At 70.6% G+C, this 14,529-nt stretch carries 8 protein-coding genes and 2 pseudogenes; 4 read left to right on the forward strand and 6 right to left on the reverse strand.

All coding sequences use genetic code 11. The annotated features are described in order from the left end of the window. Positions 1-210: 210 nt before the first annotated feature. On the forward strand, positions 211-804 hold the full coding sequence (locus ACQCO7_RS42340) for a TetR/AcrR family transcriptional regulator (RefSeq protein ID WP_464076831.1): 594 nt from the start codon (positions 211-213) through the stop codon (positions 802-804). A 347-nt stretch (positions 805-1,151) separates the two neighbouring features. Here the strand turns inward: ACQCO7_RS42340 and ACQCO7_RS42345 are convergent. Continuing rightward, a pseudogene (locus tag ACQCO7_RS42345) lies at positions 1,152-1,992 on the reverse strand (transposase); the annotation flags it as partial. A gap of 581 nt (positions 1,993-2,573) precedes the next feature. On the opposite strand from ACQCO7_RS42345, the gene ACQCO7_RS42350 reads away from it, so the two are divergent. Next, positions 2,574-3,380 carry a serine/threonine protein kinase gene (locus tag ACQCO7_RS42350; RefSeq protein WP_464076832.1) on the forward strand — a complete coding sequence of 269 codons (807 nt, stop codon included), beginning with the start codon at positions 2,574-2,576 and terminating at the stop codon, positions 3,378-3,380. 274 nt (positions 3,381-3,654) lie between these two features. Here ACQCO7_RS42350 and ACQCO7_RS42355 read toward each other — a convergent pair whose 3' ends face one another. The 5 genes from ACQCO7_RS42355 to ACQCO7_RS42375 all read right to left on the reverse strand — a co-directional run bounded on the left by ACQCO7_RS42355 (position 3,655) and on the right by ACQCO7_RS42375 (position 10,326). Beyond that, complete coding sequence (locus ACQCO7_RS42355; protein ID WP_464076833.1) at positions 3,655-4,881, reverse strand: mandelate racemase/muconate lactonizing enzyme family protein; 1,227 nt, start codon at positions 4,879-4,881, stop codon at positions 3,655-3,657. A gap of 1 nt (position 4,882) precedes the next feature. After that, complete coding sequence (locus ACQCO7_RS42360; RefSeq protein ID WP_464076834.1) at positions 4,883-5,710, reverse strand: carbohydrate ABC transporter permease; 828 nt, start codon at positions 5,708-5,710, stop codon at positions 4,883-4,885. Beyond that, positions 5,710-6,564 carry a carbohydrate ABC transporter permease gene (locus ACQCO7_RS42365; RefSeq protein ID WP_464076835.1) on the reverse strand — a complete coding sequence of 285 codons (855 nt, stop codon included), beginning with the start codon at positions 6,562-6,564 and terminating at the stop codon, positions 5,710-5,712. Before ACQCO7_RS42365 ends, ACQCO7_RS42360 begins: the two co-directional genes overlap by 1 nt. 118 nt (positions 6,565-6,682) lie before the next feature. Next, complete coding sequence (locus ACQCO7_RS42370; protein ID WP_464076836.1) at positions 6,683-7,951, reverse strand: ABC transporter substrate-binding protein; 1,269 nt, start codon at positions 7,949-7,951, stop codon at positions 6,683-6,685. Next, on the reverse strand, positions 7,948-10,326 hold the full coding sequence (locus tag ACQCO7_RS42375) for a ricin-type beta-trefoil lectin domain protein (RefSeq protein ID WP_464076837.1): 2,379 nt from the start codon (positions 10,324-10,326) through the stop codon (positions 7,948-7,950). Before ACQCO7_RS42375 ends, ACQCO7_RS42370 begins: the two co-directional genes overlap by 4 nt. A gap of 256 nt (positions 10,327-10,582) precedes the next feature. Between ACQCO7_RS42375 and ACQCO7_RS42380 the strand changes: the two are divergent. Together ACQCO7_RS42380 and ACQCO7_RS42385 are read left to right on the forward strand one after the other, a co-directional pair. Next, positions 10,583-11,482: pseudogene (locus ACQCO7_RS42380) on the forward strand (CE1 family esterase); the annotation flags it as partial. 190 nt (positions 11,483-11,672) lie between these two features. After that, positions 11,673-14,528, forward strand: a complete 2,856-nt coding sequence (locus ACQCO7_RS42385; RefSeq protein WP_464076838.1) for a glycosyl hydrolase family 95 catalytic domain-containing protein — start codon at positions 11,673-11,675, stop codon at positions 14,526-14,528. Position 14,529 lies beyond the last annotated feature (1 nt).

Here is a 14,529-nt window from a genome sequence, read left to right on the forward strand (position 1 = left end):
GTCACCGCTGTAGATCACGGCCTTACTGATCTCCGCCCAGTCCCGGCCCACGCCGCCGTAGTGCTGGCGTGGAACGTCCAGCTTGTGCGCACGCGTGTGAACCATGAGCGCTTCTCGGAAATGGCGATCCATATGTGAAACATTGTGTCAGAGTAGACGGAGGAGTTCAGGACTGCAATTTTGAGTCTTTCCTGCAGTAGCATCGGGGGCGTGACCCCAGCCGTGACCCGAACCAGCACCCGAGACATCGCCCGCAGTGCCGTACGGGCCGAGCTGGCCCAGGTGGCCTTCGACCTGGTCCGCCGCGAGGGGTACGAGAACGTCACCGTGAACGACCTCGCCACCGCCGCCGGCGTCTCGCGCAGCACGTTCCTGCGCTACATCGGCAGCAAGGAGGAGGCCGTCCTCAGCGCCTTCGACGCGCACGGCGAGCAAGTCGCCGAGGCACTGCGCGCCCGCCCTGCCACCGAGGACGACTGGACCGCGCTACGGCGTGCACTGGACACCTTGATGGAGCGCTATCGGCAGGACCCGCAGAGCGCGCTCGTGATCACGCGGCTGGTCCAGGACACCCCGGCGCTGTGCGCGCGCCACCTGGAGAAGCGGAAGGGCTGGCGGCCGGCTCTCGCGAAGACCCTCGCCGAGCGCACCGGCGAGGCCGAGTCGACGACGCTGGCCCACGCCGCACGCGCCGCCGCGGCACTGGAATGCCTCGACGTCGCCCTCGACCACTGGACAGCCTCCGACGGCCGACTGGATCTGCCCGGCCTCCTGGACGAAGCGTTCGCCGCTCTGGCCTTCTGACACTGCCCCCAGAACTCCTAACCTTCTGCAACCACATCCCCGACCTCCGCGAACTGCGCTCTGGCGTGGTCCCTCACCTGCTCGAAGCCGCGGAGCGGTGACCCGTGCCGCTCCGGCCGTGCGCAGCCTTCGCCGCCGCCGGCGTGAACCTGCCCGCGGAACGGGCCTGTTCCAGCGCGGTCGAGCCAGGAAAGGCATGGGCTTGCGCAACAGGGCTTCGGCGACTCCCACCCCCAGTTGCACAGCCACGCTGGGCTGTGGTCCATGCTCCTGGACCTGGGTTCGACATGATTCGGCGGCCTGGAGAGCGTTTCTCCAGGCGGTGGTGTTCGCGCTGGTCGGCGGGGTCCGGGCTGAAGGCCGAGGATCTGCTTCGGGGCAGGGATCCGGAGCGTGCTGAGCAGTCTCGTTGGGGCTTGGCCAGGGCGGTGACCTGCTGGAAGGTTCCGGTGGGGCTGGTGAACGTGCCGAGGTGGACGCGCTGGAGTTCGCGGCGGATGCTCGCCAGGTGGTGCTGGTGGTGGTCTCGGTGATGCGGATCAGCAGGAGAGCGAGCCGGGCACAGAGCGACGTGAGCGCGGATGCGTTCTTCGAGCCGGTGGTAGACCGGCCGCAGGTCGATGACCTGCTTCATGTCGCGCCGGCCGCGCTCGACTTCGAGGAGTTGCTTGTAGCCGAGCGCGATGTCCCCGGCGGACAGGTGCGGGTCCGAGCAGCGTTCACCGCGCTCGAAGTCGCTGAGCTTGGCAGTGTCGGCGATCAACTCTTCGAGCTGGGCCACGAGTTGGGTGCGCATGTGCTGACCGCGCTCGGCGGCCTCGGGGGTGTGGCAGATGACGAACCGTTCCGTGTCGTTGATCCGCACCTCTTGACGCGCATACTCTCGGCGATGTCCTGGTAGCGGCCCTGCCGTGACAAGGCGGCCTTGATCTGCGGTGATCCGGAGCGGAGCTCCTCGCCGATGATGTAGGCGTGCTCGCCACTGCGCAGGTGGCGGCGGTTGGCCTCGGAGGGGAAGCCGCGGTCGGCCACTCAGACGATCTTGGAGAGGGGCCAGTCCCGCATGTCGTCCTTCGGTACTGCAACCTGGCACCCTCGACATGGGCCTCGTGCGGCAATCCCGAGTGCCGGCCAGCTCGTGGATCTGACCGAGCACCCACGGCGGCACCTCGCCGATCCGGACACCACAGCATCCACCGACCTGTCGGCCTGTACCGGCGTGTACTTCAGCCACACCATGAACAGGCCCAGATCCTGTCACCGGCGTACGCCTTCGTGGTCGGCTCCGCGCGGTGCTGACCAAAGCGGAGATGGCGCAGCCATTGATCCGCTGGCCACACCACGTCCGACCCGTCGTCGATGACCGTCCAGTACCGCGTTCCGGACGGCATCCGAACCGGGAAAGCCCTCACTCCTCACCTCTTGCTCTGAGACCTGTGCAACGACCGGCCACGGAGCGGCACCCCCTGAGAACCGACCACCGGGACCTTGTCGGCCCGGACACGCTTCCCGTCGGCCGCGCGGAAGGCTGTGGCCGGGAGTGGGCAGCCGCCCGCGACGCCTGGCTGACGGCACGGGGACCGGCTCTGCGTGCGGGTTGAGGTTACGGCTGGGGGCGTCGGGCGAGGACTGACAGAGTGGAGCAAGTCGCAGTAGAACGCCCGCGGACAAGAAAACTGCTGAGGCGTCGGGAGCGCGGTTCGGGAACCGATGGTCGTGGTGTGCGTCCTCTACTGGTGAGGCAGACGGTGTGTTCGGGGGGATCTGGCGTGGAGACGATCATTGTGCAGCCGTTGGGGCGGGCGCGGGCGCGGGCCGGTGTGGGTGGTGTGGGGGTGGCGGGGTTGTTGAGGCTGGCGCCGGGGGAGGTGGCGGAGTTCGGGCGGGGGACGCCTGACGGGGAGGGGGTGTCGATCGTTCTGCCCGATCCGGGTATCTCCCGGCGGGCGGGGTTGCTGGAGGCGGCGGGGGACTACTGGCGGCTGTCCAACTTCAGTGCGGGTACGGCGTACTTGGTGGAGAACCTGGAAGGTGCGGGGGAGTACATGTCGGTGGGGCCGGGGAGGCTGTCCGCGCCGGTGCCGTTCGAGTTCGCGCGGGTGGTGCTGCCGGGGGTGCGGGGGACTGAGGGGTTCAAGGTGTTCGCTCCGCGTCCGGCGTACCGGGAGGAGCGGGTGGTTCCCGGGGCGGGGGAGCGGACCGTGCACCCGTACGCCCTCGACACGGCCGCGAAGTACTTCCTCGTCCTCGTCGCCCTGTGCGAACCGCGCCTGCGCGACCCCTCCGACAGCACCCTGCCCGGTGCCGGGGACATCGCGGAACGCCTGCGTGGTCTGCCGGACTGCGAGGACCTGACCCGGTCCGCGGTGAACTACCACATCGACTACCTGGCCTGCCGCAAACTCCGCCTGGACCACGGCGACTCCCCGGACGCCCCGGCCCGTACCGGGGCCAAACGCGCCGCCCTGGTCTCCGTGGCCCTGCGCTTCGGCCTCGTCCGCGAGGAACATCTCGCCCTGCTGCCCTCCCGCAAGAACTGGGGCTCCGGGACGACCTGGCTGCGGGTGGCGCCGTAGCGGGCGAGCGCCTTCTCGAAATCGGCGCAGGACTGTCGTCGGCGTGGAGGCAGTCGCCCTCCTCGTCGGGGGAGAGCTGTCCGGAGACGTAGATCGTGTCGGGGTGAGGTGGACACGAGGCGTGTGACGGCGCCGGGGATGTAGCCGCACCGCGAGCCCGCGACACCGGCACCGCCCTCGGCCTCTTCGCCGCGCACCGCCGCCACGCCGTCGACATGGTCGCCGGAACCACTGCCTGCTCCCCACCCCGCACGACGCCCCACGAGACCCGCGATCAGATCATCGGCTCCGCGTCGTGCCGCTCAGGACTCTCGTCCGGTCGGCGGAGCGGAAGGGGGCGGCGGGAGCCGGCAGCGGGCGGAGTGGGGAGCAAACGGCGGCCCGCCCATTCCGGGCGTACGTTCGTGCCGTTGCCCGCCGGGGGAGCGGGGCGGCGGGGCGCTGTCCGGATCGCCTCCTCGTCGATCCGGATGCCCAGGCCCGGCGAGTCGCCGAGGATGAACTCGCCGCCCTCGACGTGCAGATCGACGTGGATGCCGAGCGGCGGCCGGAGGTCCTGGAGTTCGCCGGCGAGGTGGTTCGGCGTGGCGGTCGCGGCGTGCAGCAGGCCGACCGGGGTGGTCCCGACGCAGCTGACCGGCAGATCGTGCGCGTGGGCCAGCGTGGCGACCCGCAGGAAGTGGGTGATGCCCCAGACCGCGCTCGTCTGGACGATGTCGACCGCCCCCGCGGCGAGCAGCGGGCGGAACTGTTCGAGGCCGGAGAGGTTCTCCCCGCTGGCCACCGAGGCCCGGATCCCCCTGCCGACCGCGGCCATCCCCTCGGCGTCCCAGCGCCGGACCGGCTCCTCGACCCAGGTCAGGTCGAGGGTGCGTTCCAGCGCGCACACATGGCGAACGGCCTGCTTGCGGGACCACGACTCGTTCGCGTCGAGCATCAGCGCGGGCTGCGCTCCCCGGGCGGCGTCGGCCAGGACCTCGCGTACCAGCGACAGCCGCCGCCGGTCCCGTTCGACGTCCAGACCGCCCTTGAGCTTGGCGGCGCGCACCCCGTGCTCCGCGTAGGACTGGTACACGGCCACGAGTTCGGCGTCGGTGAGGCCGATGTCCAGACCCGAGGCGTACGCGGCCACCCGCCGGTCCCGGCCGCCCAGCAGACGCCACAGGGGTTCCCCGGCGGCCTGGGCCTTGATGTCCCACAACGCCGTGTCGAACGCGCCGATGGTCCCGAACACCGCGCCCGCGTGACCGGCCTTGAACGTCTGCCGCAGCATCCGGTCGTACAGGGCCGTGACGCCGCGCGGGTCCTCGCCGTCGAGGGCGGCGAAGACCGCCTCCGCGTCGACGTCCGGCCCCAGACCGACGCCCGTGATGCCCACGTCGGTGGTCACCAGGACGATCGGCACGGGGACGACCCCGTCGGCGAAGACGCCGTTGGCGTCACCGACCGGCCGCCCCCATTCCAGGACCGTGTTCAGGGTTCGAAATCCGGTGATCCGCATGTCAGCCCTTCGTGGAACCGGCGGTGACGCCTTCGGCGATGTGACGCTGGAACAGGAGGTAGAGCAGCAGCATCGGCACGGCGGCGATCAGGACACCGGCGGCGAACGTCGGGATGTCGTCCGCGTACTGCCCGCGCAGCGAGGTGACTCCCACCATCAGGGTGCGGTTCTCGGCCGACGGCATCATCAGCAGGGCGATGAGGACGTCGTTCCAGCAGAACAGTGCGTCGAGGACGCCGACCGAGACCAGGGCCGGGGCACCCAGCGGCAGCATGATCCGCCGGTAGACGCCGAAGAGGGTGTTGCCGTCGACCCGGGCCGCGTCGACGAGTTCGGCCGGGACGTGCGCGTAGTAGCTCGCCATCAGGAAGACGGTGAACGGGAGGAACTGCGCGACATAGGCGAGGACCAGCCCGGCGTGGGTGTCGATGAGGTGGAGGCCGGCCATCGTCCGGGCGAGCGGCACCATGATGACCTGGAACGGGACGAACAGGGCCGCGAGGCAGCCGAGGAAGAGCGCCCGCGACCCACGGAACCGCAGCCGGCCCAGCGCGAAACCCGCCATCGACCCGATGAGCAGCAGGAGGACGACCGAGCACGTCACGACGGTGAGCGAGTTGACGAAGTACCGTGCCATCCCGGCGCTGTTCCACGCGGTGGCGAGGTTGCCCGGGCGGGGGGAGTGCGCGGGGGCGAAGCGGTCGAGGACGTACTCGTGCCGCGTCTTCAGCGCCACGTTCGTGGTGAACACCAGCGGATAGACAGTGGCCAGCGCGAGCGCCGTCATCGCGAGGGCGACCAGCCACTTGGCCGTCCGGGAAGCGGACATCATTCCGCCCTGCCGGAGCGGCGGAGCACGCCGATCTGCACCAGTCCCACCACCACCATGACGAGGAAGAGCACGGTGGACGCGGCCGAGGCGAGCGCCGGGCGGTTCAACTGGCCCTGCTGGATCCAGATGTAGTACTCCGGCAGATAGGTGGAACCCCCCGGGCCGCCGCCGGTCATCACGTAGAGCAGTCCGAACATCGACGTCAGCATTCCGATCATCGTGGTCACGAACACGAACTGGATGGTGCGCGACAGGCCCGGGACGATCACGTGCCAGATGATCCGGGGCACCGACGCGCCGTCGATCCGCGCCGCGTCCAGCAGCGAGGAGTCCAGCGTGGCGAACCCGGCGAGGAACACCACCAGCGCCATCCCGAAGGTCGCCCAGACATGGACGCCGACGACCGTGTAGAGCGCGATGTCCGGATCGCCGAGCCAGTCGACCCGGCCGAGACCGAGATCGTCGAGCAGCGTGTTGACGGGACCGTCGTAGGCCAGCAGGAGGTTGAAGATCGCGCCGACGATCACCGGTGACAGCACCGCGGGGAAGAAGTAGGCGCCGCGGAAGAACCGGTGCCCCGGAACGCGCAGGTGGATGAAGGTCGCGAGGAGCCCGGGAACGGCGACCGCCACCGGGAGCAGCAGCACCAGCACTCCCGTGTTGCGCAGCGCGCGGCGGAAGAGCGGGTCGTCGAAGAGGGCCGTGTAGTTGTCCAGCCCGACGGAGGTCCCGTCGAGTTTCCCGTCGCCGGTGAAGGAGAAGTTGACGCCGAGCACCAGGGGGTACAGCCGCAGGGCGACGACGACCAGCACCGCCGGGGCGACCAGGACGTACGGCGCGAGGCGGTCCACCCCAGGACGGCGGGACCTCGGCCGACTATCCGGGGGCGCACCCCCTGCGCCCGGCGGCCCCGTCCGCTCGGCCGGCGCCGGACGGACGGGGGGCGGCGTGCCATCGAGCGGCACCCGGTCAGCCTTCCCGATCGGAGGCGGCGAGCTGCTTCAGCGCCTCGTCGACGGTGACCGACCCGCTCAGCAACTGCTGGGACAGCCGCCCCATCAGATCGAGGGTCCGCGAGGAGAGCGCCACGTGCAGGGCGGGTTTGCCGCTCTTGATCTCGGAGACGATCGTGGAGACGGCCGGGCCGCCCTTCGACACGTCGACGGAGGGGTCGGCGACGATCGCGCCCGCGTCGGCGTAGAACGCCGCCAGCGCGTCCCGCGAGGTGAGCGAGCGGACCAGGTCGGCGGCGAGCTTCGGGTCGGCGGTCCACCGGGCGACCGCGTACCCGATGCCGCCGTCGTACGGAAGACTCGGTGTCGCCCCGGGCGTGATGACCGGCGCCCGCATGACGCCGATGTCGTCGGGAGCGAGGAACTCGCCGAAGTCCTTCCAGTGCCCGACGTCCGACATCAGCCCGATGACGTGGGCGGCCTTGCCGGAGGAGAAGAGCGCGAAGGCGTCGTTGAACATCGCCGTCGAGTTGGCCCCCTTGTTGTTGAGGCCGGCGGCGTCGGTCTCCTTCCACAGCTCGAAGATCCGCTTCACGTGCGGGGACGTCCAGTCCCGCTTCCCGGCGATCCAGTCGTCGTACTCCCGGCCGGTGAGCGCGCCGGAGCCCAGCCCGGAGAGGAAGAACTGGATGCCGGCGCCCTCCTTGTTGCCGAGCGCGACGCACGCGACGCCGGTCCTCTTCCTGATCGTGGCGCAGTCGCCGACGAAAGCGTCCCAGGTCGCGGGCGGGCGGTCGGGGTCGAGGCCCGCTCGTTCGTACAGCTTCTTGTCGTAGTAGATCGGGTGGCCCTGCAAGGTGACCGGTGCGGCGTAGGTCTTGCCGTCCTTGCTGAACGCGTTCCAGCTCACCAGGCGGTCCCGGTCCCCGGCGACGTAGGGGTCCAGCGGGACGAGCGCGTCCGTCCGGTCGCGGATCCGGCCGCCGCCGTTGAACAGCATGACGTCCGGCCCCTTGCCCGTCTGGATGGCCGTGCCGAGCAGGGTGTAGTACTGGTCGAACGGCTGGGCCACGAACTCGACGGTGACGTCGGGGTGCTTCTTCGCGAAGTCGGCCTTCGCCTTGGCGAGGTAGGAGGCCGCGGCCTTGTCCCCCGACTTCCAGTCCCAGACCACCAGCTTGTCCTTGTCGCCGCCGGACGACGGTTTCGGCCCCGAGGCGCTGCCGCAGCCGGCCAGGACGGCGACGGTCAGGAGGACGGCCGCCCACGGTGCGTGACGTCTCATCGCAGGCTCCACTTCTGGTTGGCTCCGCCGTGGCACGACCAGAGGTGGATCAGGGTGCCGTTCGCGGTCCCGCTGCCGCTGGCGTCGAGGCACAGCCCGGACTGCACGCCCGTGATGGTGCCGTCGGCGTTGACGTTCCACTGCTGGTTGGTGCCGCCGTGGCAGTCCCAGACGATCGCCTTGGTCCCGTTGGCGGTTCCCTGCCCGGAGGCGTCCAGGCACTTGGTGCCGTTCAGGACGAGCTGCTTGCCCGAGGTGTGGGTCCAGCGCTGGTTCGCGTCGCCGGTGCAGTCCCGGAGCTGCGCCTGGTCACCGTTGGCCGGGTTCGCGCCGCCGAATCCGACGCAGCGGCCCGACTGGCCGCCCACGATCGCGCCGGCCGGCGGGTCGCCGCCGCCGCGCGGTCCGGCGTTCGCCATCACGGCCTGGGCACCGGACGGCCAGTTCCCGCCCGTGACGGTGGTGTTGCCGCGGACGACGTTGCCGCGGTCGCCGTTCGCGACGTTGGTGCTGCCGTTGGTCGACCAGTTGTCGGTGACCGTCCAGTTGCCCATGTTCTCCCCGCCTCCGTAGTTGGCGGTGGCCCAGGTGCCGGTGGCGTCGAAGACGTTGCGGGTGGCGGTGTAGTAGCGGGAGCCCTCGTCGAAGTAGAGGCCGAAGTAGCCGTTGGTCCGCAGGCAGTGGTTCCCGCTGATCTCGGCGTTCGGGTTCCACCCCAGGGTGTAGATGCAGCCGCCGTCGTTCATCTGCCGCATGACGTCGTGGATGTAGTTGTCGGTGAGCCGGTTGCCGGACGCGGTGGTCGGTGTCGTGTACCGGGGCTGGTAGTCGTACAGGCCACGGCCCGCGTAGTGGTTGCTGCCGCCCGCGTCGTTGCTGCCCCAGCCGTAGCCGATCGACATACCGGAGTAGGGCATGTTGTAGACCTCGTTGTGGGACACGTCCGTGGTCGTGACGTACGTGGTCAGGACCGACACGTTGCCCCGGTACTCCAGGCCGAGGTCGTGGATGCGGTTGTCGCTGACGGTGATGTTCCGATTGGTCATCCGCTGGTCGCCGGGGTGGTGCGCGTCGGCGCGGACCCCGCCGACGACGATGCCGCCCGCCGAACTGCGGGCGATCTCGGAGCGGGTGACCGTGATGTCGCTCGCGCCCAGGCCGACCCCGCTGGCATGGGCGTTCGCGTCGTTGCCGATACCGATGGCCGTCTGTCCCAGGTTGACGAACTCGCTGTCGTCGAAGGTGATGCCGCGCGCGGCGGACACCTGCACGGCGGCCGGCATCTGGCTCCAGTGCGGCCGGGCCGCCTCGAACTGACGGCAGCCGCTCTGGCAGGACGTCAGCCGGTCGGCGGGCCAGTTCCAGTCGCCCGCGAGGTAGGCGCCGGTCTGCTGGTCCGCGTACCCCTGGTCGCCGCTGGGGCCGAGCCAGCTCGTGCCGGTGAACGTGATCCCGCTGAACGTGATGTCGTGCGCGGGCGCGTCATAGGTGCCGCCGACGTTCACCAGCGACGGGAGCACCGGCAGTTCCACGCGGGCGGTGCTCATGTTCTGTCCGGCCAGCGGGATGTAGTAGAGCGAGCCCGTGCCGGGGTTGATGTACCACTCGCCGGGGGAGTCGAGGAATTCGTACGCGTTGGCCAGGTAGAACGGGCCGGCTCGAAACGGCGCCGTGAGCGTGTCGTAGCCGAAGGAGTTGTTATTCCACGCGGGCTGCCGCATCGTGACGACGTTCCCGCGGATGCCCTGCACGGGCGAGTAGCGGTCGGTGAACGAGTTGACGCTCTCCACCTCGACCCGGCTTTGGCCCGCGAGGTTGTTCAGGTAGCCCAGCGCGGGGTCGGAGAAGGTCATGCCCGTATTGGTGAAGGTGAACGAGGACCGGTTCACCTGGGTCCGCGCGCGGGTGGCGATCGCGCCGTCGACGTACAGCTGCCGGGTGTCGGTCCCGGCGGCGACGTCCGCGCGCCAGATGTTCTTCCCCGCGTCGGCGACCGACCAGCCGGTGACCGCGCGGGCGCCGCTGAACACGGGGCGCGCGGAGGGGGCGGCCCGCCACACGACACGGTGGCCGTTGGTGCCGGAGTCCGCCGCGGTCATCCGCAGGGGCGCGGACAGCCGGTACACCCCGTCGGCCAGCTCGACGACGATGTCGTCCGACATCGCCCCGTCGAGCGCGCGCACCGCGGCCTGCGCGGCGGGTAACGAACACGGCTCGGCGGCCGAACAGGCGGTGCCGGTACCGGACGGGGAGGCGTACAGGGTGGGCGTGGCCTCGGAAGCGGCGGCGGGGGCCGGGGCGGTCACGGCCGTCGCGGCGGTCAACGCCGCGCCGGCCACTAAGGCCCGCACCGCCAGGGACAAGGATGCGAACACGGGATCTCCTTCTACGTGGGATGGATCCGGCGAACGCCCCTGCCTAGGCAGACCTCAGTGCACCATATGAATCATGTACATGCAATGGATGGATACGACTCATCGCGCGATCCCTTGACGACAGTGGGACCTGCCGCTTCCATGGGGGACGTTTGAGCATCCGATGGACGAAGATGAGTCGGACTCATTCGAACTTCACGCGTAGCCCATGTGTACGGCGAACCCCCACAACGTAGTGGAGTGGAGTGGCGTGATGATGAAGTGCAGATCCTTGTTCCGGTCCGCCGTGGCCGCGGCCCTGCTGGTCGTGGCCACGGGCGGCGCGGCGCACGGCGGTACGGGCGCTCCCCCGCCGCAGGCGTCCGCGCCGAGCGCCGGGTGCGGCACCGCCCCGGCACTGGCCAGCGGTACCCACACGATCCAGAGCGGCGGCAAGACCCGCAGTTTCACACTCAAGATCCCGGACAACTACGACAGGAACCGCCCCTACCGCCTCGCGTTCGGCTTCCACTGGTGGGGCGGCACCGCGAACGACGTCGCCTCCGGTGGGAGCGACGGGTACGCGTGGGCCTACTACGGCATGCTGTCCCAGGCGAACAACTCGACGATCTTCGTCGCGCCCCAGGGCATCGGCAACGGCTGGGCCAACACCAACGGCGAGGACGTGACCTTCACCGACGACATGCTTCGGGTCCTCGGCCGGGGCCTGTGCGTCGACACCGCGCAGGTGTACTCCGTGGGATTCAGCTACGGCGGCGCCATGAGCTACGCGCTCGCCTGCGCCCGGCCGGCCGCCTTCCGCGCGGTCGCGGCCATCGCCGCCCCCGGACCGATCAGCGGATGCGCCGGCGGCACAGGGCCCGTGGCGTACCTGGGCATCCACGGCGTCTCCGACACCATCCAGAACGGTCGCGCGCTGCGGGACAGGTTCGTCCGCAACAACGGCTGCACCCCGCAGAACCCGCCCGAGCCCGCCCGGGGCAGCCTGACCCACACGGTCACCGCCTACTCCGGCTGCCGGGACGGCCGTCCGGTCGTCTGGGCCGCGTTCGACGGTGGCCATCAGCAGGGCCCTGTGGACGGGTGCGCCGGCTGCGAGAGCGGCGCGAGGAGCTGGGTCAAAGGGGAGGTGTGGCGCTTCTTCACCCGGTTCAACTGAGCCGCCCGAGGCCGTGAACGGTGCCGCCCGCCGGCGGTTCGGGCTCCAGCGCGGCTGACCGCCCCGCAACCGCCCCGGCACACCCGGCAAGGGCACGGCACCGACCATCGGGACCCCCGGCACGCCGGCGCGGCTGCGCAGCCGCACCGGCGGAGCTCCGTGTACGCCACAGGAAGGTGGGAGCCAGATGTCCGATCTGACACGACGGCAGGCGATGAGACTGGGCGCGGCCGGTGCCGTGCTGGGCCGCACCGGGTGGACGGCGACCGCCCGCGCCGACGCGACCGCGCCGCACGAGGTGCGAGCGGCCGGTGACCTCGCCCTGTGGTACGACGAGGCGGCCGGCGCGGAGTGGCTTCGCGCCCTGCCGGTCGGCAACGGCCGCCTCGGCGCGATGGTGTTCGGCAACACCGACACGGAACGGCTCCAGCTCAACGAGGACACGCTCTGGGCCGGCGGTCCCCACAATTACGACAACCCGCGCGGCGCCGCCGCCCTCGGCCGCATCCGGCAGCTCGTCTTCGCCGACCAGTGGGGCCAGGCACAGGACCTGATCAACCAGACGATGCTCGGCAACCCCGCGGCCCAGCTCGCCTACCAGCCCGTCGGCGACCTGCGCCTCACCTTCCCCAGCGGGAGCACGGTGTCCGCGTACGAGCGCCTGCTCGACCTCACCACCGCCACGACGGCCGTCACCTACACCGCGAACAACGTGCGGTACCGGCGCGAGGTGTTCGCCAGCGCACCGGACCAGGTGATCGCCATGAGGCTGACCGCCCAGACACCCGGCTCGATCACCTTCTCGGCCGCCTTCGCCAGCCCGCAGCGCACGTCGGTGTCCAGCCCGGACGGTACGACGATCGCGCTGGACGGCGTCTCCGGCGACATGCGGGGCATCGCGGGTACGGTCCGCTTCCTCGCGCTGGCCGAAGCGGTGACAGAGGGCGGAAGCGTCACCAGTTCCGGCGGCACGCTGCGGGTCACCGGCGCGAACAGCGTGACGGTACTGGTCTCGATCGGCACCAGCTACGTCGACTACCGGACCGTCAACGGCGACTACCAGGGCATCGCCCGCACCCACCTGAACGCCGCCCGGGGCGTCGCGTACGACACCCTCCGCGCCCGCCATGTCGCCGACTACCAGGCCCTGTTCGGCCGCGTCCGCATCGACGTCGGCCGCACCCCGGCGGCCGACCAGCCGACGGACGTACGGATCGCCCGGCACGGCTCGGCCGACGACCCGCAGTTCTCCGCGCTGCTGTTCCAGTACGGCCGCTACCTGCTCATCTCGTCGTCGCGGCCGGGCACGCAGCCGGCGAACCTCCAGGGCATCTGGAACGACCAGATGAACCCGTCCTGGGATGCGAAGTACACGATCAACGCGAACCTGCCCATGAACTACTGGCCCGCCGACACGACCAACCTCGCCGAGTGCCTCGCGCCCGTGTTCACGATGATCGACGACCTCACGGCCACCGGCGCCCGCACCGCGCAGGCGCAGTACGGTGCCCGGGGCTGGGTCACGCACCACAACACCGACGCGTGGCGGGGCACCTCGGTCGTCGACGGCGCGGTGTGGGGCATGTGGCAGACCGGCGGCGCCTGGCTGGCGTCCCTGATCTGGGACCACTACCGGTTCACCGGCGACGCCGAGTTCCTGCGGCGCAACTACCCCGCGCTGAAGGGCGCGGCCCAGTTCTTCCTCGACACCCTGGTGACCGAACCCCGCCTGGGACACCTGGTCACCAACCCGTCGAACTCGCCGGAACTCACCCACCACCCGGACGTCAGCGTGTGCGCGGGCCCGACGATGGACATGCAGATCCTGCGCTCCCTGTTCGACGGATGCGCGTCGGCGAGCGAGGTCCTCGGGGTCGACGTCGGTTTCCGCGAACAGGTCCGCGCGGCCCGGCAGCGGCTGGCCCCGATGAAGATCGGCTCACGCGGCAACATCCAGGAGTGGCTGTACGACTGGGTGGAGACCGAACGCAACCACCGGCACATCTCCCACCTGTACGGCCTGCACCCCGGTGCCGAGATCACCCGGCGCGGAACCCCCGAACTGTTCGAGGCCGCCCGCCGCACCCTGGAACTGCGCGGCGACGCCGGCACCGGCTGGTCCCTCGCCTGGAAGATCAACTACTGGGCGCGCATGGAGGACGGCGCACGGGCCCACAAACTCCTGCGCGACCTCGTCACCACGGACCGGCTCGCGCCCAACATGTTCGACCTGCACCCGCCCTTCCAGATCGACGGCAACTTCGGCGCGACCTCGGGCATCGCGGAGATGCTGCTGCACAGCCACCACGGCGAACTCCACGTGCTGCCCGCCCTGCCGCCCGCCTGGCCGACGGGGAGCGTCACGGGACTGCGCGGGCGCGGCGGCCACACGGTCGGCGCGGTGTGGCAGGGCGGCCGGCTCACCGAACTGACCGTCACCCCCGACCGCACCGGCACCGTCCGGGTCCGCGGCCGGATGTTCACCGGCGCCCACGACCTGCGCGACACCACGAGCGGCGGCCAGGTACGGCCGGCTCAGCCCGAGACCGACCTGATCGAGTTCACCGGCCAGGCGGGACACACCTACCGCGCGACCGCCCAGGGGCCGGGCCCGGTCGTGGAGACCGGCGTGTACTACCGGCTGGTCGCCCAGCACAGCGGAAAGTTCGCCGACATCAGCGGCGTGTCCACCGCCGCGGGCGCGCTCCTGCACCAGTGGCCGGCCACCTCGGGGCTGAACCAGCAGTTCGACTTCCTCGACTCCGGCGACGGCTACCACCGCGTCCGGGCACGGCACAGCGGAATGGTGCTCCAGGTCGCGGGCCCGGCCGGCGGCGCGGACATCACCCAGCAGCCGGACACGAACGCCGCCGGCCAGCAGTGGCGGGTGGCCGACCAGGGCGGCGGCGCGGTCAGCCTGGTCAACCGGCAGAGCGGTCTGGCCATGGACGTGCTGAACGCGTCGACCGCCGACGGAGCCCACATCTCCCAGTGGACCCCCGCCGCCACCGCCCACCAGAGGTTCCTGCTCCGACGCGGATAGC

It is taken from the genome of Streptomyces saintjeani (assembly GCF_055409605.1).

Coding starts and splice junctions, on each gene's coding strand:
- ACQCO7_RS42355 (WP_464076833.1), bottom strand. CDS start 4,881: ATGCGGATCACCGGATTTCGAACCCTGAACACGGTCCTGGAATGGGGG.
- ACQCO7_RS42360 (WP_464076834.1), bottom strand. CDS start 5,710: ATGTCCGCTTCCCGGACGGCCAAGTGGCTGGTCGCCCTCGCGATGACG.
- ACQCO7_RS42370 (WP_464076836.1), bottom strand. CDS start 7,951: ATGAGACGTCACGCACCGTGGGCGGCCGTCCTCCTGACCGTCGCCGTC.
- ACQCO7_RS42385 (WP_464076838.1), top strand. CDS start 11,673: ATGTCCGATCTGACACGACGGCAGGCGATGAGACTGGGCGCGGCCGGT.